The organism is Shewanella sp., from assembly GCF_048265805.1.
Taxonomy (GTDB): domain Bacteria; phylum Pseudomonadota; class Gammaproteobacteria; order Enterobacterales; family Shewanellaceae; genus Shewanella.
The window spans coordinates 165046-186348 of record NZ_JBLXAT010000002.1 but is presented as its reverse complement, the minus strand read 5'-3'; the positions used below and the strand labels follow the sequence as shown (position 1 = coordinate 186348).

General features: G+C 46.6%; 22 protein-coding genes and 1 pseudogene. 14 read left to right on the top strand and 9 right to left on the bottom strand.

Annotated elements, in window-relative coordinates:
- Positions 1 to 36: 36 nt before the first annotated feature.
- Positions 37 to 1370, bottom strand: a pseudogene (locus ACN0TT_RS02120) (IS4 family transposase).
- 317 nt (positions 1371 to 1687) lie between these two features.
- Between ACN0TT_RS02120 and aroG the strand changes: the two are divergent.
- On the top strand, positions 1688 to 2749 hold the full coding sequence (gene aroG, locus ACN0TT_RS02115) for a 3-deoxy-7-phosphoheptulonate synthase AroG (protein WP_417760482.1): 1062 nt from the start codon (positions 1688 to 1690) through the stop codon (positions 2747 to 2749).
- Positions 2750 to 2779: 30 nt separating this feature from the next.
- Here aroG and ACN0TT_RS02110 read toward each other — a convergent pair whose 3' ends face one another.
- Positions 2780 to 2965: a hypothetical protein gene (locus tag ACN0TT_RS02110; protein WP_417760481.1), complete on the bottom strand. Its 186-nt coding sequence runs from the start codon at positions 2963 to 2965 to the stop codon at positions 2780 to 2782.
- A 299-nt stretch (positions 2966 to 3264) separates the two neighbouring features.
- Here ACN0TT_RS02110 and ACN0TT_RS02105 point away from each other — a divergent pair, with 299 nt between their 5' ends.
- Positions 3265 to 3534: a hypothetical protein gene (locus tag ACN0TT_RS02105; protein WP_417760480.1), complete on the top strand. Its 270-nt coding sequence runs from the start codon at positions 3265 to 3267 to the stop codon at positions 3532 to 3534.
- A gap of 324 nt (positions 3535 to 3858) precedes the next feature.
- Here the strand turns inward: ACN0TT_RS02105 and ACN0TT_RS02100 are convergent, their stop codons facing one another.
- Positions 3859 to 5349, bottom strand: a complete 1491-nt coding sequence (locus ACN0TT_RS02100) for an FMN-binding glutamate synthase family protein (RefSeq protein ID WP_417760479.1) — start codon at positions 5347 to 5349, stop codon at positions 3859 to 3861.
- 143 nt (positions 5350 to 5492) lie between these two features.
- On the opposite strand from ACN0TT_RS02100, the gene ACN0TT_RS02095 reads away from it, so the two are divergent.
- Both ACN0TT_RS02095 and ACN0TT_RS02090 read left to right on the top strand, forming a co-directional pair.
- Complete coding sequence (locus ACN0TT_RS02095; RefSeq protein WP_417760478.1) at positions 5493 to 6107, top strand: DUF5610 domain-containing protein; 615 nt, start codon at positions 5493 to 5495, stop codon at positions 6105 to 6107.
- Positions 6108 to 6494: 387 nt separating this feature from the next.
- Entirely contained in the window at positions 6495 to 7430 is a 936-nt protein-coding gene (locus ACN0TT_RS02090; protein WP_417760477.1) for a Dyp-type peroxidase, read from the top strand.
- 47 nt (positions 7431 to 7477) lie between these two features.
- Here the strand turns inward: ACN0TT_RS02090 and argR are convergent, their stop codons facing one another.
- Positions 7478 to 7948: a transcriptional regulator ArgR gene (gene argR, locus ACN0TT_RS02085; RefSeq protein WP_417760476.1), complete on the bottom strand. Its 471-nt coding sequence runs from the start codon at positions 7946 to 7948 to the stop codon at positions 7478 to 7480.
- A 274-nt stretch (positions 7949 to 8222) separates the two neighbouring features.
- Here argR and mdh point away from each other — a divergent pair, with 274 nt between their 5' ends.
- Entirely contained in the window at positions 8223 to 9158 is a 936-nt protein-coding gene (gene mdh, locus ACN0TT_RS02080; protein WP_417760475.1) for a malate dehydrogenase, read from the top strand.
- A gap of 79 nt (positions 9159 to 9237) precedes the next feature.
- On the opposite strand, the gene ispB is transcribed toward mdh, so the two are convergent.
- Positions 9238 to 10209, bottom strand: a complete 972-nt coding sequence (gene ispB / locus ACN0TT_RS02075) for an octaprenyl diphosphate synthase (RefSeq protein ID WP_417760474.1) — start codon at positions 10207 to 10209, stop codon at positions 9238 to 9240.
- 270 nt (positions 10210 to 10479) lie between these two features.
- On the opposite strand from ispB, the gene rplU reads away from it, so the two are divergent.
- From rplU to ACN0TT_RS02040, 7 genes are all read left to right on the top strand, one after another.
- Positions 10480 to 10791 carry a 50S ribosomal protein L21 gene (gene rplU, locus ACN0TT_RS02070; RefSeq protein WP_238895678.1) on the top strand — a complete coding sequence of 104 codons (312 nt, stop codon included), beginning with the start codon at positions 10480 to 10482 and terminating at the stop codon, positions 10789 to 10791.
- A gap of 14 nt (positions 10792 to 10805) precedes the next feature.
- The gene (gene rpmA, locus ACN0TT_RS02065) at positions 10806 to 11060 is read left to right on the top strand and encodes a 50S ribosomal protein L27 (RefSeq protein WP_011760936.1); all 255 of its coding nucleotides are present in this window, start codon (positions 10806 to 10808) and stop codon (positions 11058 to 11060) included.
- Positions 11061 to 11187: 127 nt separating this feature from the next.
- Positions 11188 to 12354, top strand: a complete 1167-nt coding sequence (gene cgtA / locus ACN0TT_RS02060; RefSeq protein ID WP_417760473.1) for an Obg family GTPase CgtA — start codon at positions 11188 to 11190, stop codon at positions 12352 to 12354.
- A gap of 24 nt (positions 12355 to 12378) precedes the next feature.
- Positions 12379 to 13137: a threonine/serine exporter family protein gene (locus tag ACN0TT_RS02055; protein ID WP_417760472.1), complete on the top strand. Its 759-nt coding sequence runs from the start codon at positions 12379 to 12381 to the stop codon at positions 13135 to 13137.
- Positions 13134 to 13604 (top strand): threonine/serine exporter family protein, encoded by a 471-nt coding sequence (locus ACN0TT_RS02050; RefSeq protein ID WP_417760471.1) that lies wholly within the window; start codon positions 13134 to 13136, stop codon positions 13602 to 13604. Before ACN0TT_RS02055 ends, ACN0TT_RS02050 begins: the two co-directional genes overlap by 4 nt.
- A gap of 12 nt (positions 13605 to 13616) precedes the next feature.
- Positions 13617 to 14099, top strand: a complete 483-nt coding sequence (folA, locus tag ACN0TT_RS02045; RefSeq protein ID WP_417760470.1) for a type 3 dihydrofolate reductase — start codon at positions 13617 to 13619, stop codon at positions 14097 to 14099.
- A 77-nt stretch (positions 14100 to 14176) separates the two neighbouring features.
- Complete coding sequence (locus ACN0TT_RS02040; protein WP_417760562.1) at positions 14177 to 14566, top strand: DUF3718 domain-containing protein; 390 nt, start codon at positions 14177 to 14179, stop codon at positions 14564 to 14566.
- 64 nt (positions 14567 to 14630) lie between these two features.
- Here the strand turns inward: ACN0TT_RS02040 and ACN0TT_RS02035 are convergent, their stop codons facing one another.
- Positions 14631 to 15284 (bottom strand): AhpA/YtjB family protein, encoded by a 654-nt coding sequence (locus ACN0TT_RS02035; RefSeq protein ID WP_417760469.1) that lies wholly within the window; start codon positions 15282 to 15284, stop codon positions 14631 to 14633.
- 80 nt (positions 15285 to 15364) lie between these two features.
- Here ACN0TT_RS02035 and serB point away from each other — a divergent pair, with 80 nt between their 5' ends.
- Positions 15365 to 16333 (top strand): phosphoserine phosphatase SerB, encoded by a 969-nt coding sequence (serB, locus tag ACN0TT_RS02030; RefSeq protein ID WP_417760561.1) that lies wholly within the window; start codon positions 15365 to 15367, stop codon positions 16331 to 16333.
- Here the strand turns inward: serB and ACN0TT_RS02025 are convergent.
- Positions 16330 to 18714 (bottom strand): PilZ domain-containing protein, encoded by a 2385-nt coding sequence (locus ACN0TT_RS02025; protein ID WP_417760468.1) that lies wholly within the window; start codon positions 18712 to 18714, stop codon positions 16330 to 16332. The genes serB and ACN0TT_RS02025 overlap by 4 nt on opposite strands.
- A gap of 150 nt (positions 18715 to 18864) precedes the next feature.
- Here ACN0TT_RS02025 and radA point away from each other — a divergent pair, with 150 nt between their 5' ends.
- A complete protein-coding gene (gene radA / locus ACN0TT_RS02020; protein WP_417760467.1) occupies positions 18865 to 20235 on the top strand; it encodes a DNA repair protein RadA in 1371 nt (456 codons plus the stop codon).
- Positions 20236 to 20255: 20 nt separating this feature from the next.
- Here radA and ACN0TT_RS02015 read toward each other — a convergent pair whose 3' ends face one another.
- Both ACN0TT_RS02015 and ACN0TT_RS02010 read right to left on the bottom strand, forming a co-directional pair.
- Complete coding sequence (locus ACN0TT_RS02015) at positions 20256 to 20627, bottom strand: PilZ domain-containing protein (RefSeq protein WP_417760466.1); 372 nt, start codon at positions 20625 to 20627, stop codon at positions 20256 to 20258.
- Positions 20628 to 20748: 121 nt separating this feature from the next.
- Positions 20749 to 21252 carry a GspH/FimT family pseudopilin gene (locus ACN0TT_RS02010; protein WP_417760465.1) on the bottom strand — a complete coding sequence of 168 codons (504 nt, stop codon included), beginning with the start codon at positions 21250 to 21252 and terminating at the stop codon, positions 20749 to 20751.
- Positions 21253 to 21303 lie beyond the last annotated feature (51 nt).

The window sequence follows — 21303 nt, the reverse complement described above, 5'->3', positions numbered from 1 at the left end:
GCAGGTTGAAAAACAGGGCGTAAGCCCTAATGCCAGTCAGTTAAGAGCTGACTGGCATTTTCTTTTGACTGGATATTTCCTTGGTTTCGCTCTGACACACCGAGGATAAGCTCTTGAGTCCCCTCGTATTGGTAGTACATGTTGCTCGGTTTCTGCGATTAAACTATCAATCCTTTTAGGAATGGTTCCGGCGGCTTCCAGCCAAAAGCCATAAATCACATGGATTATCGCAACAGCGCATGTCGTAAAACTCAGTTGATTTGCATATAACCCCGGCTTGCTTTGCGCCATTTTCACCATCTGATAGCGAATAATGTTGTAGCTCAAGAGGATGCCCCAGAGCTCTTGCTTCACCATCTCAGGTTTCTTGCTCCTCAAGGTAAATTCGCTGTTGAGCAAACTCTGTTTCATCTCGCGGTAGCCCAATTCAATTTCCCAGCGGTGACTGTATAAATCCACGATTTCAGCACTAGGAAAGCGCAACGGATCTGTCATTGATGTGAGGATATTCACCTCTTTCCCTTTCACTGTTTTTGTCAGCAATCGGACATCGATATATTCAGGTAACTCATTAAATTGTTTACGAGATGGTGCTGTAGTCGTCAGCCGAATGAGCTTATCTTGTCGACCGAGTTTCGTGATAACTTCAAACTGTGTGCCTTTCTTCATCGGCATTAACCAGTGTCTGGATTCGCCCGTTTGATGCCAACGATTTAGCAGCCCCAGTGAGTAAAATCCTCGGTCAAACAGGGTGAGTGAATTGTTGGGGGTGGTATCAATAAGTTGTTCTGCCAGCTTCATTTCATTGGTTTTGGCATCGTCAAACGCGCTGGCAACTAACATGTGACTCGTCAATTCCATTTGGCAAACCATGCGTACTTGCGGATAGCCAACATCACCGTGCTGGTTTTTGCTGTAGGTAAAGGCTTGCTGGTTTTCGGGAGTATCGGGCGTTCGCCAAATGACACCGTCCACCCCAAGTATAACGTTAAGCCACACCAGTTAGGATGCTGGGCATCTTGGTTCCAGACGCGTTGGCTTTGCGAAAAAATTTCTTTAACGGCATCAACACCTAAACGTTTCCTGGCCTGAACAACTGCGCTGGGTGCAACAAGCGGCTTCTTACCGGGCAACATCAATTGCGCTTTGCCGACAATGCTCCAAACAGGCTCTTGGCGATACATTGCCATCGCAATGACAGCCCAAACAGCTTGTTCCAGAGGTAGTCGACGTTTGCGAATGGTCGCTACACCAGATGTTTCAAGGCATTGCGTGATGAAATCTGGGCACAAGATATCACTCAGTTTGCCGAGTTGTTCAGTGTTGGGAACGTAGCCATTAGCCAGTGCAAGCGCGGTAGTGAGTTGCATAAAAAAATCCGATGACGAGTAGTCATCGGATTTTGATCTTTTCAATGAGATCGTCAAGCGATCTGGCTTAACTGATCGGCATTAGGGCGTAAGCCCTGTTTTTTTATCTCTAGTATAAAATTTGCTTATTATTTCATCATAAAACGGTAGGCGATTTTGCGAAAACTCTTATGGTTATTTAATCAAAAAGGGGTTTTTATTGGTGGATTTACGTGTGTGAACTGTGATTTAATAAATTTTATTCAATATATTCACTGAATCGCTTGAAAGGCTAATTTTAGCTTTCGTTTGTGTTGAATGTCAGAGGCTCACAAAACATGTTGTACCAGAATGATGATATAAGAATTAATGAAGTTAAAGAGTTATTACCACCGATAGCCATTCTGGAACGATTTCCGGCCACAGCTGCAGCATCAGAAACTGTGTTTAACTCACGGAAGGGCATTCACAATATTCTGAAAGGTGTTGATGATCGCTTGTTAGTGATTATTGGCCCGTGCTCTATTCATGATCCAGAATCCGCATTGGAATATGGCCGCCGTTTGAGTGTGTTACGTGAGAAATACCAAGACCAGCTGGAAGTGGTGATGCGAGTGTATTTTGAGAAGCCACGTACCACTGTCGGGTGGAAAGGGCTAATCAACGATCCCTACATGGATAAAAGCTTCGACATCAATGATGGCTTGCGTAAAGCGCGTCGTTTATTGCTAGAAGTGAACGATGCAGGCGTGCCTACAGCAGGTGAGTTCCTCGATATGATCACACCGCAATATCTGGCGGATTTGATGTGTTGGGGCGCCATTGGTGCCAGAACCACAGAGTCGCAAGTGCATCGCGAGTTGGCCTCAGGCTTGTCTTGTCCGGTAGGTTTTAAAAACGGTACCGACGGTAATGTCAAAATAGCCATTGATGCGATTGGGGCTGCAAGTGCGTCACACTACTTCCTGTCGGTGACTAAGTTTGGTCACTCCGCCATTGTATCGACTAAAGGTAATCAGGATTGCCACATTATTTTGCGTGGTGGTAAGGCGCCTAACTACAGTGAGACTCATGTTCAAGAGACTTGCGCTAAACTGAAAAAGGCTGGGCTGCGTCCTAATATCATGATCGATTTTAGCCACGCTAATTCAAATAAGGATTACAAACGTCAATTAGTGGTTGCTGAAGATATTCAGCAGCAGATGGCGAAAGGCGAAACTTCAATCTTTGGTATTATGGTGGAAAGCAACCTCATTGAAGGCCGCCAAGATATGAAGCCAGGTGAATCGTTATGTTACGGTCAGAGTATTACCGATGCCTGTATTGGTTGGGAAGATACCGAAATTTTACTCGCCATGATGAATGATGCGGTATTGGCTCGTCGGCAAGCCGTTAAGTAAAACGGTTCGTGATAAGAAGCAAAGGCGCCCTTAAGGTGCCTTTGTTGTTTCTAGCTTTTGGTGAACATAATCATTGGCTTTAGCTAGACTGCCAAAACAACTGATCAGATTATTTTTACCTTTCTCACGGATCTCAGGGGTGTTAGATTCCACCATCATCCAAACCCACGTTTGTACTAGAGGGAGTGGTGGGTATTTACTTTGTGTATCCGGCATATCGGGACCTTGTTAGCTTTTATAATTACAGACTTATCTTAAGTTCCTCATGCATTCCAAACAGTCCCTTGTCTCATCTGCGGCGATAGATTAGCAAAGAATTTGCGCGGCGATAACTAGAAAATGGGTGTAATTTTTAAAAAATATGGCACTTTATTTTCGATTAGGGGTGTACAACCCCTGTGTCACTAAACAACCTGTTGTTGAAAGAATGTTATCGCGAGTTAGATTCAGTGCTGATTCAGCATCAGCTCTTTAGTATAAATTCGTGGTCAATGGTGAATATCAGGAGGATAGACATGGAAAACATCTCTTTGTTGGTGAGCCTAGAAGGAACGCAACATCAGGTCACTACCGACTGGCGTAGTTTGGCGGCTACGTTAGAAAAGCGCGGAGTTGATGCTCTAGCGTTAAATGAGTTACATACGGAACTTCGAGCTGGATTAATTGTAACAACGCGTGGTTTAACACTAGCGATTAAATCTGAGAAGAAGTTGGGCGGGATTAACTACGAAGCACTGTATGCATCACTTGGTAAAGAAAAGAAATTTGAAAACCATCCGCAGTAATCGCGGATGGTTTATTTATTTGCCTTGAGGTGGCTCTTTTTCCCACCCATCACACAGCAATTGCTTGCAGTTGTCAGCCGCATTCAAAGGCCTTAACTCAGTGATTTTACCACCTCTATAACACAACAATTCTCCCTCAATCTCAATCAAGCGATGGCAGCTTTTGCAGCTGAAGGATGTCTCTTTGACGCGTTCTGCATTTGGCGTCTGGCTCGCGTAAGTTGGTTTCATCCTTGTTCCTTGAACAGTTAGTTACGTGATTTCAACCTTGGATAGTACCATTTTTGTGAGGTTGCGCACAATGTGGTCGCTGATCTGATTTTGTTAGCGCTCTAAGTGGCGATAGCTGTCATCCAGAGCTTGGGTAAACCCTGTTTCAGTCACAATGCGTATATGCCGTGGTGACAGCTCTCGCGGATCGTGTATACCACAAGTGTGTGCCAGCATGCCCAAATCATGGTGTAGTGCATGATGGTAGTTAGCCACTCTAACGGATTTGTCCCGTGGGTCGAGACCTTGTTGTAATCGTTTATTGTGGGTAGTGATGCCCGTTGGGCAGGTATCTTTGTTGCATTGCAGCGCTTGAATACAACCGAGAGCGAACATATTCCCCCTAGCTGATGCAATAAAATCTGCGCCTAAGGCTAACGCCCAAGCGATGCGTGATGGGGTAATTAACTTACCTGAGGCTATAACTTTAATTCGATGTTTTAGGCCGTTCTGTTTAAGCATGGCAACCACGATCGGTAAACTTTCTTTGAGTGGTAAACCCACATAATCCATTAACGGTTGTGGCGCTGCACCAGTGCCACCTTCGGCGCCATCAATAGTGACAAAGTCGGGTGCTGAAGCTTCACCGCGATGATTGATTTCTGCAAATAGCGACTGCAGCCATTGTTGCTCACCGAGGACGAACTTTATGCCCACTGGCTTGCCGGTTACTTTACGCACGGTATTGATCATATCGACGATATCGCTGACATTCTGAAACTCTGTGTGCCCGTTGGGGCTGATCGAATCCTCACCGACAGGAATACCACGAATATGAGCGATCTCTTCAGTGACCTTGATCCCAGGAAGAATGCCTCCTTTGCCTGGTTTCGCTCCTTGGCTCATCTTAATTTCAAACATTTTTACTTGTGAATATGCTGCTAATTGTTTGAGTTTTGCGTGGTCGAGGTGGCCTTTGCTGTTTCTTACTCCGTATTTAGCGGTACCTATTTGAAATACCAAATCGCAGTTACCTTTTAGGTGATAAGGGCTAAGTCCACCTTCCCCCGTGTTCAGCCAACAGCCGGCCATAGCGGCACCATGCGATAACGCGGTAATGGCTGGGCGGGATAAAGCACCAAAGCTCATTGCTGAGATATGGCAAATTCGGTCTGTGCTGTATGGCTGCGGGCAATCGGCACCAATGGTGATGGTAGATGGCGGAACACTCTCCTCATTAACGGTAGGAAAGGCGGTATTGAGAAAAATAATGCTGCCGTTGGCATCAAGTGGTCTAGTGGAACCAAAAGCGATTGTACGGTCAACGTTTTTAGCCGCGCGGTAGACCCAGCTTCTCTCTGAACGGTTAAATGGCAGCTCTTCACGATCCATTGCAAAGAAATACTGTCGAAAGAATTCACCTTGTTTTTCAAAAAAATAACGGAACCGACCGACGATAGGATAATTGTGTCTTACCGCTTGTTTGGTCTGCCAACGGTCAGCTATGTACATATAGGTCAGTAGGAGAAATACCAGACCGATGGCGATTAAAAATAGGCTTGAAAACAGTTCTAACCCCAAGATGAACCAGTTGCTATTTGCCATTCGCTTTCCTTCTGTTTTGCGGAGAAAATCTATACTCAGTTCATCATACCCATGCCTTGAAGATTTACTAAACTGGATTTATGGCTAAAGTTGTTTAAAAAATGGCCGATAAGTAAGACGGTAAGAATCATTGGGTGCTTATTATGGATATTCAAAATCACGGCTATCAAGTTTCACAAGTTGCGAAAGATAAGACGGCGGCAGTGGATGGTAACCACGGTAAGGCCGTTTCAGATGTTGCCAGCAGTAAGAGCGTTCATGCTCAGAGTCAACAGTTAAAAAATACTGCCATTCTTGCGGCGCAAGAAGATGTGGCGTTGAGTTCAGGTAATCAACCACTGGCTTTACTTTACCGAACCGCGATCGAAGCGATTAATGAAGAGCTAGCGCCGTCGATGGGCGAAAACGCTATTCAAAATAATGCAACTAATGGCGTGGACTATTCGCCTGAAGCGACAGCTGGACGGATCGTCGATTTTGCCACTCAATTCTTTTCTGTTTACCAGCAGCAGAATCGCGGCTTAGCATTTGAAGACCAACTCAACGGTTTTATGAGTGTGATTGGCGGAGCAATCGATAAAGGATTTGGTGAAGCAAAAGACATTCTAGAAAAATTACAGGTGCTTAACGGCGATATTGCTGCTGGTGTCGATGACACATACGAGCATGTGCAGTCCGGCTTACAAGCATTTTTCGAGCGCATGCTAGCCCCTGATGATACTGATCCAAGTGAAGACAATAGTGCCGATGCTGAATAGCGAAACGGATAGTTAACCACTCACCCTACTGTCAATCGTAGCGGCTCAGTTTGTTAGCGTAGCCGTTACGCGATGACACCTTATTGCCTCAATTGACGATTTTCTGTTGATATAGCTAACAGCCTTTGCACTTACTAGTTGAACTTTTGAGCTAATTGCCAGATGCTCCCAAGATCAACGTTGTGCGAAAGGTTGGCGCGCAAAAATAATTAGGCGAAATCTCTGACTTACTTCTAAAGTTTTCGCGGGAGAATAATCTCGCCGCTTTACTGATTAATTTATGCTAACTTGTTTATAAATTTATAATTAATCTGTTGTCATCGATTAACTTTTTGCTCAAGAAGCGGATAATGTTGCCGAATTAAGTTCAGATTAAAAGGTAGCTTGATGGATATGCTCGATATGCCACGTGAACAATTGGGAGTATGTGCCGAAGGAAATCTGCACAGCGTCTATTTAATGTTTAATGCTGTAGATGGGGCGGAAGCTCAGCTACGGCCATGTTTGGCCAGTATTGCTCAGCATATCTATGATCTTGCTGATCAATATGCGGACAGTGCATTTAATGGTTTTATTGCGATAGGTGCTAACTTCTGGGATACGCTCTATGCCGATGAACGTCCGGCATTATTGCGACCGTTTCCTGCGATGGAAGAGGGGAACCGCGATGCGCCTGCGATTGAATATGATCTGTTTGTACAACTGCGTTGTGATCGGTTGGATATCCTCCATCTTGTGGCCAATGAAGTCTACGATATGCTGGAAGATGTCGCTGAATTGCAAGATGAAGAGCGAGGTTTTCGCTACATGGACAGCCGCGATTTGACCGGCTTTGTTGATGGCACGGAAAACCCTAAAGGTCGTCACCGCCAAGAGGTCGCTCTCGTAGGGGATGAAGATTATGCGTTCCGTAGTGGTAGTTATATTCATGTACAGAAGTATGTCCATAATCTGAGAAAATGGCAGCGAGTGCCGTTGAAGAAACAGGAAGATATTATCGGCCGTACCAAGCTGGATAATATTGAATATGCCTCTGAGGATAAGCCATTAACCAGCCACATCAAGCGGGTTAATCTTAAAGATGAACATGGTGAGTCTATGGAGATTCTGCGGCAAAGCATGCCCTATGGCTCGTTAAAACAACAAGGTTTGATGTTCATTTCTACCTGCAAAACGCCAGTGCATTTCGAGCAGATGTTGATGAGTATGATCCACAGTGATAGCGCCGGTAATCATGATCACATGCTGCATTTTACGCAAGCGGTGAGTGGTTCATCCTTTTTTGCACCGTCGTTGGATTTTCTCATGCAGTATGATGATTAAATAAAAAACGCACTTTAAAGTGCGTTTTTTATCGATGATGAATAGGGTTATTCCGAGTAATTGAATAGCGATTTCACTGTCTCAAGTGTGTCATCGATACTTTTGATATTCGCTGGGCAGATGAAAATGGTGTCGTCCCCAGCGATAGTACCAAGAATGCCTTCGGGTTTACCGATAGAGTCAAGCAAGCGAGCAATCAGTTGCGCCGCACCTGGACTGGTACGTACCACAATCATGGCTTGGTTATGGTCCACGTCTAAAACTAAATTTTTGAGCGGACTGCCAGCAGTAGGCACACCTAACTCAGCGGGTAGGCAGTACACCATCTCTTGCTTTGCATTACGTGTCCGTACCGCGCCAAATTTGCTCAGCATACGTGACACTTTCGATTGGTTTACGTTACCGAAACCTTCGGTTTGAAGTGCACTAACAATTTCACCCTGAGAACCGAACCGCTCTTCTTTGAGTAGTGCTTTGAATGTCTTAATCAGATCATCCTGGCTTTTTGCTGTTTTCATTATATCCGTTCCAGGTATTCATTAAATCGCGCCAATACTGCATATCGCCAAAAGATAAGTCAACTTCCAAGCAATAACAGTGAATAAAAATGCATTATGCCACTGTAAGCTTTTATAAACATCCTGATTTGTAACTATTGAACTTTTAAATTTATAGAGTCAATCATGTGACTAAGGGATAATTGATATTTTTGTGATCGTAGCCTAAATTTTCTCCTGCCTAAAGTTGGATCTGGCTCACAAAAAAAGTCCGATAATTGACGGAGTAAGACATATGAAAGTTGCTGTTCTTGGTGCTGCCGGTGGTATTGGTCAGGCGCTTGCCCTTTTACTAAAAACTCAATTGCCTGCTGGTTCTCAGTTATCGCTATACGATATTGCGCCAGTGACTCCAGGGGTTGCGGTTGATTTAAGCCATATCCCAACAGCTGTGGATGTGAAGGGTTTTGCTGGGGAAGATCCTACTCCTGCACTAGAAGACGCTGATGTAGTTTTGATTTCAGCTGGGGTGGCACGTAAGCCTGGTATGGATCGTTCTGATCTGTTCAATATTAATGCAGGGATTGTGCGTAACCTGATAGAGAAAGTGGCTGCGACCTGTCCTAAAGCGCTTATTGGCGTGATTACCAATCCAGTCAACACTACCGTAGCCATTGCGGCTGAAGTGCTGAAAAAAGCCGGTGTTTATGACAAAAATCGTTTATTCGGGGTGACCACCTTAGATGTTATCCGTTCAGAAACTTTTGTCGCCGAGTTAAAAGGTAAGAATGTGGCCGATGTTAAAGTTAACGTGATTGGTGGCCATAGCGGCGTGACGATTTTGCCTTTGTTGTCCCAAATTGATGGCGTTTCCTTTACCGAGGAAGAAGTCGCAGCGCTGACTAAACGTATTCAAAATGCAGGTACTGAAGTTGTCGAAGCGAAAGCTGGTGGCGGTAGTGCAACTTTGTCTATGGGCCAAGCAGCATGTCGTTTTGGTTTGTCGTTGGTTCGCGCACTGAATGGCGAAAGCAATGTGGTTGAATGTGCCTATGTGGATGGTGGCAGTGAACACGCATCACTCTTTGCTCAGCCTGTGCTGTTAGGTAAAAATGGTATTGAGAAAGTGCTGCCTTACGGCGAACTAAGTGCCTTTGAAGCACGAGCCCGCGATAGCATGTTAGATACGCTGAAAGCTGACATTCAATTGGGTGTCGATTTCGTTAAGTAGTTTGACGGCGCGGTCTTAAGATGAGCATAAAAAATGCGGGGCAGAAGCCCCGCATTTTTTATGCTCATAACACGTGTGATTAATGCGTACGAGACACCGAGATTTTTGCGAGTGCAATCAGTGCTTGTTTGAAGTCACTTTCAGGGATTGGTGCTAACGCCGCAATCGCCCGTTCTGACTCTTCGAGAGCGCGCTGGTAGGTATAGTCCAGTGCGCCACAATCGTGTAGTGCTGCGACGATGGTATCGATCTGGTCGGTACCATCACCTTGCTCAATGGCGGTGCGGATAATCTGCTGTGCTGCTGCATCGCCATGTGAGATCGCATAAATCAGCGGTAGCGTTGGCTTACCTTCCGCTAAATCGTCACCGATGTTCTTACCGAGTTCTTCGGTATCGGCGGTGTAATCGAGTAAATCATCGATTAGCTGGAATGCTGTTCCAAGATATTTGCCATAATCGGCCATTGCTTGCTCTACTTTACTATCACAACCCGCCACTACCGCAGCAAGTTGGGTCGCTGCTTCAAACAGTTTGGCGGTTTTACAGTAGATAACCCGCATATAGGTTTCTTCTTTGGTATCGGGATCATTGCAGTTCATTAACTGTAATACTTCACCTTCGGCTAACACATTGGTGGTGTCTGCCAATACCCGTAGTACTTTCATTGACTCAAGTTCGGTCATCATTTGAAATGCGCGAGTATAAAGAAAGTCGCCTACTAATACGCTGGCACTATTACCAAACAGAGCATTAGCGGTTTCCCGCCCGCGACGTAGGGTCGACTCATCCACCACATCGTCATGTAATAATGATGCGGTATGAATGAACTCGACAATAGCGGCGAGCTTAACGTGTAAATCACCTTGGTAATCAACAGCACGCGCAGCTAGTACCGACAGCAGCGGGCGCATGCGTTTTCCACCACCATTGATGATGTAAAAACCGAGTTGATTAATTAAGGCAACATCTGATTCAAGTTGTTTATAAATCAGTTGATTGACTGCTTGCATGTCAGCGTCGGCTAACTGACGAATTGCGGTTAAATCCATATCAGACTCTAAGTTTGACGGAATAAGAAGCTATCCGGATTGCTTGTTTGGCTGTGTTCTGCTGCGGGATTTTACCTAAAATTGACTGTTAAGACAGTACTTAAGCTGCAGATGTGTGTAATTAACTGCTGTTTTTAATATCTGTGCTAATTAGGGCTTGCCTGCATAGGATTCTTCGCGTAGAATCCGCGCCCATTGTCATTAAAGTTTTTATGGCGCCTAGTGGTATTATATTTGCCTGGGTGCTGAGAATTTCGGAGTAAAATAGCTATGTACGCTGTTTTTCAAAGTGGTGGTAAGCAACACCGTGTTGCTGAAGGTCACACTGTACGATTAGAAAAAATTGAAGTTGCTACAGGCGAAACCATTGAGTTTGATCAGGTTCTGCTGGTTGCTAACGGTGAAGATGTTAAAGTTGGTACTCCTCTGGTTGCTGGCGGTAAAGTGGTTGCTACTGTTGTTAGCCACGGTCGCGGCGAAAAGGTGACTATCCAAAAGTTCAACCGTCGTAAGCACCACGAAAAGAAAACTGGCCATCGCCAGTGGTTCACTGAAGTTAAAATCACTGCTATCAACGCTTAATAGGAGTCTGACTCATGGCACACAAAAAAGCTGGCGGTTCTACTCGTAACGGCCGCGATTCAGAAAGTAAACGTCTTGGTGTAAAGCGCTTCGGCGGTGAATCTGTACTAGCTGGTAACATCATCGTTCGTCAACGTGGTACTAAATTCCACGCTGGTGTAAACGTAGGTATCGGTCGTGACCATACCCTGTTTGCCCTGACTGACGGTAAAGTGAAGTTCGAAGTTAAAGGTCCTAATAACCGTAAATTCGTAAGCATCGAAGATTAAGGTTTAGTTCCCTTAGTACTTAAGCCCCGCCATTGGTGGGGCTTTTGTTTTATAAGAATGGTTGTTTTGGCAGCTAATCACAGGGCACTATATAATTTGTCCGGTACAACGGCGGCCAGGAGAATGTATGAAGTTTGTTGATGAAGCGGTGATTCGCGTTGAGGCGGGTGACGGCGGTAATGGTTGTGTTAGCTTTCGTCGCGAAAAATATGTGCCCGATGGTGGCCCTGACGGTGGTGACGGTGGTGACGGTGGTAACGTCTATCTATTAGCTGATGAAAACCTCAATACGCTGATTGATTATCGTTTTGAACGTTTTCATGCTGCAGAGCGCGGCGAAAATGGCCGTAGCCGCGATTGTACTGGCCATAGCGGTAATGATTTGGTGCTGCGTGTTCCTGTGGGAACGCGAGCCGTCGATGAAGACACTGATGAAGTGCTGGGCGATTTGACCGCCCATGATCAAAAAATGCTGGTGGCTAAAGGTGGTTTCCATGGCCTAGGTAATACCCGCTTCAAAAGCAGTACCAACCGTGCTCCGCGCCAAAAAACCATGGGTACTCCAGGTGAAGTGCGTAGCCTGCGCTTAGAATTGCTGTTGTTGGCTGATGTGGGCCTGTTAGGTATGCCAAACGCAGGTAAGTCGACTTTTATCCGTGCGGTATCTCGTGCGACACCAAAAGTGGCTGATTATCCGTTTACTACCTTAGTGCCAAACCTTGGTGTGGCTAATCCGCGTCCAGGACAAAGCTTTGTGGTTGCCGATATCCCAGGTCTTATCGAAGGTGCAGCAGAAGGCGCAGGTCTTGGTATTCGCTTCCTTAAGCATCTTGAGCGTTGTCGTATTTTATTGCATGTGGTCGATATTGAACCGGTAGATGGTTCAAATCCGGCTGAAGCAGCGACCGCCATTGTGGCTGAATTAGAAAAGTACTCACCGAAACTGGCTGCTAAGCCACGCTGGTTAGTCTTTAACAAGTCTGATCTGCTGCTGAAAGAAGAGCTTGATGAAAAGATCGCTAAGGTGGTCAAAGAGATCGGTTGGGAAGGTGATGTGTACACCATGTCAGCTTATACCCGTGAAGGTACTGCCGAACTCGCTGAGAAGCTGTATGACTTTATTACCAGCTTGCCAGATGAAGAAATTGAGAAGGACGGCGAAGACGACGTTGAATTCAAGTGGGATAATTACCACAAAGAAAGTGTTGAAGACCTCAACCCTGACTATGATGATGAATTTGACGACGACTTCGACGATGATGACTACGATGTTGAGGTTATTTATCAACGCTAATAACTAGTGAGAGCCTGACTTCCTGTGTACGCTGATACCCAAAATGATATCACCCGGCAGGTTGTCCGGGCCGCGCAGTTATTATTGGCTTATGGGGCCGAGTCTGATCTGGTTGAAGAACTTAGCCAACGATTAGGTAGAGCCCTTGGCTTAGCGAGTGTTGAGTTATCTATCTCAGCTAATGCTTTGGTCATGACCAGCTTGGTGCATGGCCGTTGCGTTACCACAACCCGCCGTATTCGTGAACATGGCATTAATATGGCGGTTGTTTGTGAGTTACAGCGTATCTGTTTACTGGCAGAAAAAGGGCTCTACGGGCCAAATGAAGTCCGCAAGCGACTTGCTCGAATCCATCCTCGTACCTATCCGCGCTGGGCACTCATTCCTACCATTGCCTTATCTTGCGCCAGCTTTTGTCACCTTTCGGGTGGCGATTTATTTGCCTGCTTAATTACCTTTCTTGCTTCAAGCGTCGGCATGTATGTCCGTTTGGTGCTAGCCGCTAGGCATTTCAATGTATTGATTAACTTTGCGGTAACTGCTTTTGTCACTACCTTGATTGCTCAATTAGGTTACTTTCAGCCGGTGACGGCCACGCCAAGGTTGGCAATGGCGGCAGCGGTACTGATGTTAGTGCCTGGTTTTCCCATGATCAACGCGATTTCAGATATGGTGAAAGGACACTTAAACGTGGGAATTTCACGTTGGGGGCAGGCCACCTTGATGACGGTATCATCAGTGATCGGTATGACCATCGCTATGCAGTTAGGAGGCTTGTTGTGATCGAATTACTGCTGATCCTGTTGAATGATGCCTGCTTCTCGGCGATTCCGGCGGTAGGTTTTGCTATGTTGTTTAATGTGCCCCGGCGGTTCTTGGTGTTTTGTGCCATTGCTGGTGCCATCGGTCACTGTGCCCGTACGATTATGATGCGTAGCGGTTTACCTATTGAATGGTCGACGTTTGCCGCAGCAGCGATTATTGGCGTGATCACAATCGCCTTTGCCAAGCGTCATTTGGCACCACCGCTGTTATATGCTGTAGCAGCGATTATTCCGATGATCCCTGGCTCATATGCCTACAACACCGTAATTGCGGTGGTGCAACTAACGGCCAGCCAAACACTGCAACCAGAATTACTCAATAGTGCGGTAACTAACGGCTTAAAAACGATATTTATTTTGGGGGCGCTATCTGTCGGCTTGGCAATGCCCACCTTAGTGTATTACCGTACACGCCCTATTATATAACAGGATAAGCTCATGCATATCGCAATGATTGCCGCCATGGCGAATAACCGAGTGATTGGAAAAGATAATCAAATGCCATGGCATCTGCCGGAAGATTTGCGGCATTTTAAGGCGATGACATTAGGCAAGCCGATTATTATGGGACGTCGTACCTTTGAGTCTATCGGTCGTCCATTGCCAGGGCGGGTTAACATTGTAGTAAGCCGCCAGACTGACTACCACGCCGAAGGTATTACCTTAGTATCATCGCTCAATGACGCGTTGCTGGCCGCAGGCGATGTCGAAGAAGCGGTAATCATCGGTGGTGGCCAACTTTATCGTGAAGCGTTGCCATTAGCACAGCGTTTGTATCTAACTGAAATTGATTTAGCGGTAGAAGGCGACACCACATTTCCGCAATGGGATGATGGAAGTTGGGAGATTGAAAGTGAAGTTCCAGGAAAAAGTGTATCAGGATTAGTATTTTGCTTTAAAAGCTTACGCAAGAAGTGTTAAATTCTGCAGGGTTTGAAAACCCTGATTAACAAAGGCTTAGGCTTTTAATAACGACAAATACATTTAAGGAGTGAATGATGCGCTTATTTCCAGTGGCATTAGCGCTAGTTGTTGTATCTTCATCAATGTTGCCAGCAACCAAAGCGGTGGCAGCTGATTCTATCGCCGCAGGTATCTGTACCGAAGTTCAAGGTGACAGCAAAATGCGTCTGCGTAAAGAATTAAAAGATCACCGCGTCAAACTGCGTAACATCTACACAGATGTTGCATGTAACGGGGAAAGTATTTTGCGCTTTGCCTATCGTTCAAATGCGAATGATACCGGTGCGTTTATTGCCCAACGTTTGCTGACCGATCAACTGCAAGCGGCAGAAAGTGATGGTCAATCAATCCTCGATTGGGCCAATGCCAATGGTTTTGGTGATAGTCCAATTACTAAAGCGATTAAAGAGCGCTTGGGCGGTTAAGTTTTTATCTTAACGCGCTGATAACGGGCTAATGGTGCAAACTGTTAGCCCATTTTTTATTGAACTACTCAGCAGGCAGCGTATCAACAGGCAGTTGTTGTAAGCGTTTACTGTTGCGTTTTATGCGGGTTCGGCGTCGGTCTGTCGCCGCTCGTTTGAACGATAACGCACGTGACAATAGCAGGCCAATAATTCCCGCCACAACTAACATAATCTGCTGCTGTCGCATATTTTGCTCATGTGCAGCTTGGATTTCATTAAAAAATAGTCGCGGATTCAGTCGTACTTCAACGAATCCTAAGTTATCGTTACCTTGAATAATCGCTTCCACATACGGTGGATAGGGCGCTAGCAGCGCGGCCAGTTGTGGGGCGTCAGGGGGGAGTTCTGCTTTATCAATATCCTGAGCAAAGGATACTCGCATACCCTCTGCATTGTAGATAGTCGCCGCCATCACTTTGGGATCTTGCACCAGCGCGGATGTGAGCCACTGCAACTGCTCATCGTTTTGTAGCTGCAAAGCTGGCGCGGCACCATAGGCGGTTTGCTGCACCATCAATCTTGCCATCTTTTCTGTTTGGTTCTTTAGAAGCTGCTGGCCTTGTAGTAGGCTGGTCTGCCACAATTGCACCAAGGCATAAATCAACACTATTGCGAGTGCTATTTGCAGCAAACGAATGATCGTTTGCGTTGCTTTAAGGCCTTTAAATAATAACACTTTGTACCTTAGTTAACTGCTGGTGGTTTGTTAATCATAATGGATAATTACGCCATCGCACAGCCGGAGATAATTTGAGTATGGTTGCAGCATTTTCCCACTTAACACGAATATCCCACGAAGGGCTTGATTGCTTTGCGACAGATAGCCATCAATGGCGTATTCATGATGAAGGAGAGTTTGCTACAGCTGCTCGATTACGCCTAGTGTTTACTGCTGAGGCGGAGGTTGCTGTGGTGCAGCTACTAAGCTATCTGCCGATTGCCAGTATGGCGCAGTTGCACCGTCAGCAAGCGTTGCTGGGGCTGGAATTAGTGTTAGCGCTGCCACTAACCGCGGAGCAACTGCAGGCGGTATCTGCTTTGCCACAGGTTGAAGTGTTAACTATTGCTGAACAGCAATTGTTGCCCGCTTTGCATAATCCAGGTCTGTTGGTGATGGATATGGACTCCACGGCGATCCAGATAGAGTGTATCGACGAACTAGCAGCGGCGGCGGGTGTTGGCCAAGAGGTTGCTGAGGTAACCGAGCGTGCAATGCAAGGTGAGTTGGATTTTGAGCAAAGTTTACGTGCTCGAGTGGCTAAGTTAGCCGGCGCCCACAGCAGTATTATTGATGAGTTGTGCGCACGGCTACCACTGAGCCCAGGGCTGGATACTATGATTGCTGAACTGCAACAGCACCAGTGGCGCATCGTCGTGGCATCTGGTGGTTTTACGCCTTTTGTTGGCCACCTAAAGCAGTTGCTTAATTTAGATGCTGCCTACGCTAATCACCTGGTACTGCAAGATGACCAGTTCACTGGTGACGTCACAGGAACCATCGTCGATGCGCAATTTAAAGCGGATACTGTGACTCGTTGTGCTGCAGAGTGGCAAATTGCTCATCAGCAAACGGTCGCTATTGGCGATGGCGCCAATGATATTCCTATGGTGCAAACCGCGGCATTTGGTATTGCTTATCATGCAAAGCCTAAACTCTCTGCCGCAGCAGATGCTTCCATCAAACAATTGAGTTTGGCCGCGTTGCCTTATTTTTTACAGGCTTAATGCGCCGCGTGTAATTCTGGATAACGCCACGGTACTTCGGTGGAGATATCGGTGATTTCGCCAACGCCGATAATACGCCATAACATCTGTTCGAGCTGTTTCTCGCGATGTGCCGCATGGATACGGATGTATTCTAGTTCTCGTTGCAGATAGGTCATGTCGGGCTTGCCCGTGGCAGCCCGATAAATTCTAAAAGCAACAAACTCGCCAATCTGCTGCGCCTGCTTAATGTAGGCGATCTCCTCGTCGATGCTGTGAAATTCGTGAATATATTTGCAGCGGATAAGTTGTCGATTGCTATTCATGTTGACTGCAACGGCGAAAAGCTCGATATGTTTAGCATTCTGCTGCGGCCGCATCTGCCGAATAGGCAACACAATTTCCTGTCTTAAACGCCCACCACTCAACAGTGGGGATAAATCGAACAGCAGTTTACGCTCTCTGTCGCAGGCAAATCGGTCGCTAATAGGGTCGCGTTGCATGCCGATGCCGATGGCAGCGATTTGGAACGACCTACTGGTTTTCTCCACCATAAACGGAACTGAGTTGAGGTGCCGAACCAGTTGGTTCTTCAAACCATCGGCGAGCTCTTTGGCCTCAATATTGTGCTCGGCTAATTGAGATAACTTCGCTCGATTGTGAATAATTAAACGGTTGAGAAAGTCCACCCCAGTATGTACTTCATGACCAATCACCGCACAGAGATGTAAGGTTTTGCCATCTTTGCGTTGTTTCACCAAGCGGTAGGCCAAGGCTTGTAACTTAGTTTTAGGGGAAAGCTCCTGTAACTTGGTAAAGCTGACGGTAAACTCTTTGGTACTTTCAAACTCAGCCGCATCAGTTAAGTCGAGTTGTAAGCCGCGGCTAGAAATATCATGGGTGATGCCGCTGATCTCTTTGCCATCCTGCAGCAAGCTCACTTGAGTTTTAAACGCATAGCGAGGCTCTTGGCGTCGTTCACTAAACTGCAGTGATACTGGATGAATGCTGGTTTTGGTGATTTTTTCTTGACCAAATCGCTTTAACTCGTTGGCTTTGAGGTCGGTTTGCCAGCGCTGATAACGCAGCTGTGCCTCAAACGAGGTGCAATCAAACATCTGCAATATGTGGGTATAGTGCGCCAGTTGCTGCTCTGTCAGTGCCGAATAAGTGAGATCGTCACCCGGTAAAATAGAGGATTTATAGCTTTGGTTGTGATCAATTGGATTGACGTATAAACGGTAAACATGCCAATTGGACTTGTTGGCGCCAAAGCTCAGAAAAAGTGCGACCAGATCATGTTGTTGTAGCTCTGCTAGCGTTGCAGAGTAAAAAAACACACTGTTGTTAATCTGGTAGGTAAAACTGAACAACAGGGCATGAGCCTGTTCCTCTGGATGCTCAATAACCGCCTGTAATCTTGTGTTGGTGAGCATTGCTGGCAGTTGATTAACCTCTTGCTCATCAACAAAATGATGTAGTAGACGTTGATTATCGCGCGTGAGCAGCAGAGTATTTGCGCGATATTGCTGTTCACTGTCTCGTTCAACAAACAGCGGTAAGTGCGGATAGTGGGGCAGATAATGGCGCTCAAAGCCCATGCCGCTGGCGTTAACCAATAGATCGTTAATGTCCACTTTATAGCGGAATTTAAAGCCGCGGATCAGATTGGCCAGCATCTCGCCTAGCTTTTGGCTACCACTGATACGCTTTAAGCGCAGGATGCAATCATCGCCTTTAGTTTGTGCATCGGCGACTTGGTATTCCACCCCTTGTTGCAGATCTTCAAAATAAAACTCATCACTTAGTTCCGTTAACTTAACTAGCAACGGTTGGTTAAGGTTGAAATTATGATCTGCTGGCAGTTTGATGCGTGCGCCACTGATCGATAGATCTAAGGTTGAGCCAACTAATTCACGTCGTTGAGGCTGTGACACTAAGATCTTAATGCTGTAGTTCATCCGCTCTTCGGTACGGCGAATGTAGTTGCCCAGAATGATACCGGGCACCTTAAACAGCTCATCGATTTCTTCGGTCTCGTTCGGCAGAGAGCGTTGTCTGCGTCGACGCTCCTGATGCATGTTCATCACATGTTCGTAAACGCCCATCGTGTAATGGTTACGGTAAAGCGCGAGGGCAGTTTCAAAATCTTGCCGCGCCGCTTCATCAAGAAAATGGCGTTGTTCACCGAATATGACTTCGGAACAGGGACTATCAGATTTATCGCGCAGATCGATGAGGCGTAAGCAAGGGGACGCGAGGCGATTGACTTCCATCTTAAGCAGGAAACGAGTCGAATTGGATTCTTTAGCGGTAAGTTTGCGAAAAATCTCATCAAAATTCGGCTCCATCATCATGGGCTTAAGTTGTTCAATCAGATTAGCGTTTGCTTCCGAATTCATCGAGTGATCCTAAAAGAATGTTACACTGCCCCTGCTCGTATTATATTGTCGGCGGATGCCAAGGTAACTAAAGTTATTTTTGTAAATTGTCTTCCGCTAACTTAACGTTATTTCATGTTTTTTTCACTAAATTGATCAAGCTGATGTTATATGGCCAAAAATAAAACTGCCTACGTCTGCAATGAGTGCGGACAAGACTTTCCCCGCTGGCAAGGACAGTGTAGTGCCTGTCACGAATGGAACACGATTACCGAAGTTAGACTCGGTGCGGTAACCGCCGCCAAAAGCCAGAAATTTAGTGGTTATGCGGGCAACGCGGGCAGTTCGGTACAGACGTTAGATCAGATTGATTTGAATGAATTACCACGCATTGCTACCAGTTTTACTGAATTTGATCGCGTACTCGGTGGCGGCATCGTGGCGGGGAGTGCCATACTGATTGGTGGCCATCCGGGAGCGGGTAAAAGTACGCTGTTGCTACAAACTTTATGCGCACTCGCACAAACGATGCCAGCGTTATATGTCACTGGTGAAGAATCATTGCAACAAGTGGCAATGCGGGCGCATCGGTTAGCGTTACCGACCGACAAATTGAAAATGTTATCGGAAACCAGCGTCGACGTTATCTGTGAAATCGCCTTACGTGAAAAGCCAAAAATCATCGTTATCGACTCGATTCAGGTGATGCATATCAGTGATGTGCAATCATCTCCTGGTAGTGTGGCGCAGGTGCGTGAATCGGCAGCGTTTTTAACACGCTTTGCCAAGCAAAATGACATTGCCATTATCATGGTTGGCCATGTCACCAAAGACGGTAGCTTGGCTGGCCCGAAAGTGCTGGAACACTGTATTGATTGTTCCGTCATGTTTGAAGGCGATTCGGATAACCGCTATCGCACGCTGCGGTCGCACAAAAACCGTTTTGGAGCGATTAACGAATTAGGCGTATTCGCCATGACCGAGCGTGGCTTACGTGAAGTTGCTAACCCTTCAGCCATTTTCCTTTCCCGTGCTGATGAAGCCGCGCCCGGCTCAGTGGTGATGGTGGTGTGGGAAGGGACGCGGCCACTGCTGGTCGAACTACAAGTGTTAGTGGACCAATCGATGGTTGGGCATCCTCGTCGCATTGCCGTGGGCACTGACGCTAACCGTCTGGCGATGTTACTGGCGGTGATGCATCGTCACGGTGGTTTGCAGATGTCCGATCAAGACGTGTTTGTGAACGTGGTGGGTGGCGTCAAAGTTACCGAAACCAGCGCCGATTTGACCTTGCTGCTATCGATGGTGTCTAGTTTTCGAACCATCGTATTGCCGCGGGATTTGGTGGTATTTGGTGAAGTGGGGTTGTCGGGGGAAATTCGGCCCGTTCCCAATGGGACTGAGCGGTTAATTGAAGCAGCTAAGCACGGCTTTACGCGGGCTATTGTGCCTAAAGCCAACGTGCCTAAGAAGCCGCCTCAAGGCATGACTGTAATTGGTGTAGCCAAGTTGACTGAGGCGCTTGAGGCGTTGGTCGATTAGTCTGGTGATGCACTGCCACGTTAAGGGTTAGCGTGGTCGTGCTCAGCAATAAATTGACTCAACTCGCGGTTGAGCATGGACGAATCGCCAATGTTGAGTTCAAGTAGACGACGCAAATGGGTAATGCTGTCGACGTCGATAAACGCACATTTGAGACCGAGAAAACCGCCGCGCTGGTACATCACATCAGCTGGCATGCGCAATTCAATATCGGAACCGGGCAGGGTAAATACTAACTCCATGGGTTCCGTGCTAGCAAAGCCTTCGGGTTGCTCTACCATCGCACCGTTCAAGCATAAATCGTGCAGTCGAGTCTGCCATTGGCCACTTTGCGTATGAAGGTGAGCTTTAGCATCAAATAGCACCCGCGAGAATTTGCGCTTTTCTTCCATATGTTATATCCGTCTGTTCCTCTGCAATGCTTAAATTGTAGACACAAACTACGGTAAGAGACATAGCGATGGCGAAGTTTTGTTTTATGCGGCGCTCAGATATTCAACCTGTGGTGTTGTACTAACTACCGCAGGATTGGTTGTCATCGCCGTAACGGATCATACCGCTGGCACTGATATTGACACTGCGAGAGTCACCGCTATCACCATTGGGGCAATAGATAAAACTCACTTGCTCGGTACTTTTGGTCAGGCCATCAGGGCGAAATACCACCTTGTCGCCAACAACACGGTCGCTGCTATTAAAACCTTCTACCACCTTTAGCACTTTACTGACGCTAGCGGTGTTAGCCGTTGTAGTGGCGTAAATCAGTAGGCCAGATTGCCAACTGTCACCACAGCTTGTGCCGCTGCTATTCGGGCATACGCCTACAGGCGCACCGTAGCTAATCGCTTGGTTTCTGGCAAAAGACAGCGCTTGTTGGATGCGGCTGATTTCAGAGCTACCACGGTAGGCATCGTACAGTGACTTCAAAGATGGTACGCCGACTGTGAGTAAAATAGCGGCAACCGCAATAGTGACCATGAGTTCCACTAAGGTGAACCCATTGGGTATCTTGCGCATACAATACTCCATAACCTACCAATACATCGCTAAGTATAGGGACAGCTGTGG

What these genes read in the sequence shown, in the direction of transcription:
- serB (WP_417760561.1), top strand. Translation starts at nt 15,365, where the DNA reads ATGGTTGCAGCATTTTCCCACTTAACACGAATATCCCACGAAGGGCTT.
- ACN0TT_RS02110 (WP_417760481.1), bottom strand. Translation starts at nt 2,965, where the DNA reads ATGCCGGATACACAAAGTAAATACCCACCACTCCCTCTAGTACAAACG.
- ACN0TT_RS02095 (WP_417760478.1), top strand. Translation starts at nt 5,493, where the DNA reads ATGGATATTCAAAATCACGGCTATCAAGTTTCACAAGTTGCGAAAGAT.
- cgtA (WP_417760473.1), top strand. Translation starts at nt 11,188, where the DNA reads ATGAAGTTTGTTGATGAAGCGGTGATTCGCGTTGAGGCGGGTGACGGC.
- folA (WP_417760470.1), top strand. Translation starts at nt 13,617, where the DNA reads ATGCATATCGCAATGATTGCCGCCATGGCGAATAACCGAGTGATTGGA.
- aroG (WP_417760482.1), top strand. Translation starts at nt 1,688, where the DNA reads ATGTTGTACCAGAATGATGATATAAGAATTAATGAAGTTAAAGAGTTA.
- radA (WP_417760467.1), top strand. Translation starts at nt 18,865, where the DNA reads ATGGCCAAAAATAAAACTGCCTACGTCTGCAATGAGTGCGGACAAGAC.
- ACN0TT_RS02010 (WP_417760465.1), bottom strand. Translation starts at nt 21,252, where the DNA reads ATGCGCAAGATACCCAATGGGTTCACCTTAGTGGAACTCATGGTCACT.
- ACN0TT_RS02015 (WP_417760466.1), bottom strand. Translation starts at nt 20,627, where the DNA reads ATGGAAGAAAAGCGCAAATTCTCGCGGGTGCTATTTGATGCTAAAGCT.
- mdh (WP_417760475.1), top strand. Translation starts at nt 8,223, where the DNA reads ATGAAAGTTGCTGTTCTTGGTGCTGCCGGTGGTATTGGTCAGGCGCTT.
- rplU (WP_238895678.1), top strand. Translation starts at nt 10,480, where the DNA reads ATGTACGCTGTTTTTCAAAGTGGTGGTAAGCAACACCGTGTTGCTGAA.
- ACN0TT_RS02100 (WP_417760479.1), bottom strand. Translation starts at nt 5,349, where the DNA reads ATGGCAAATAGCAACTGGTTCATCTTGGGGTTAGAACTGTTTTCAAGC.
- ACN0TT_RS02040 (WP_417760562.1), top strand. Translation starts at nt 14,177, where the DNA reads ATGCGCTTATTTCCAGTGGCATTAGCGCTAGTTGTTGTATCTTCATCA.
- ispB (WP_417760474.1), bottom strand. Translation starts at nt 10,209, where the DNA reads ATGGATTTAACCGCAATTCGTCAGTTAGCCGACGCTGACATGCAAGCA.
- rpmA (WP_011760936.1), top strand. Translation starts at nt 10,806, where the DNA reads ATGGCACACAAAAAAGCTGGCGGTTCTACTCGTAACGGCCGCGATTCA.
- ACN0TT_RS02090 (WP_417760477.1), top strand. Translation starts at nt 6,495, where the DNA reads ATGGATATGCTCGATATGCCACGTGAACAATTGGGAGTATGTGCCGAA.
- ACN0TT_RS02025 (WP_417760468.1), bottom strand. Translation starts at nt 18,714, where the DNA reads ATGAATTCGGAAGCAAACGCTAATCTGATTGAACAACTTAAGCCCATG.
- argR (WP_417760476.1), bottom strand. Translation starts at nt 7,948, where the DNA reads ATGAAAACAGCAAAAAGCCAGGATGATCTGATTAAGACATTCAAAGCA.
- ACN0TT_RS02105 (WP_417760480.1), top strand. Translation starts at nt 3,265, where the DNA reads ATGGAAAACATCTCTTTGTTGGTGAGCCTAGAAGGAACGCAACATCAG.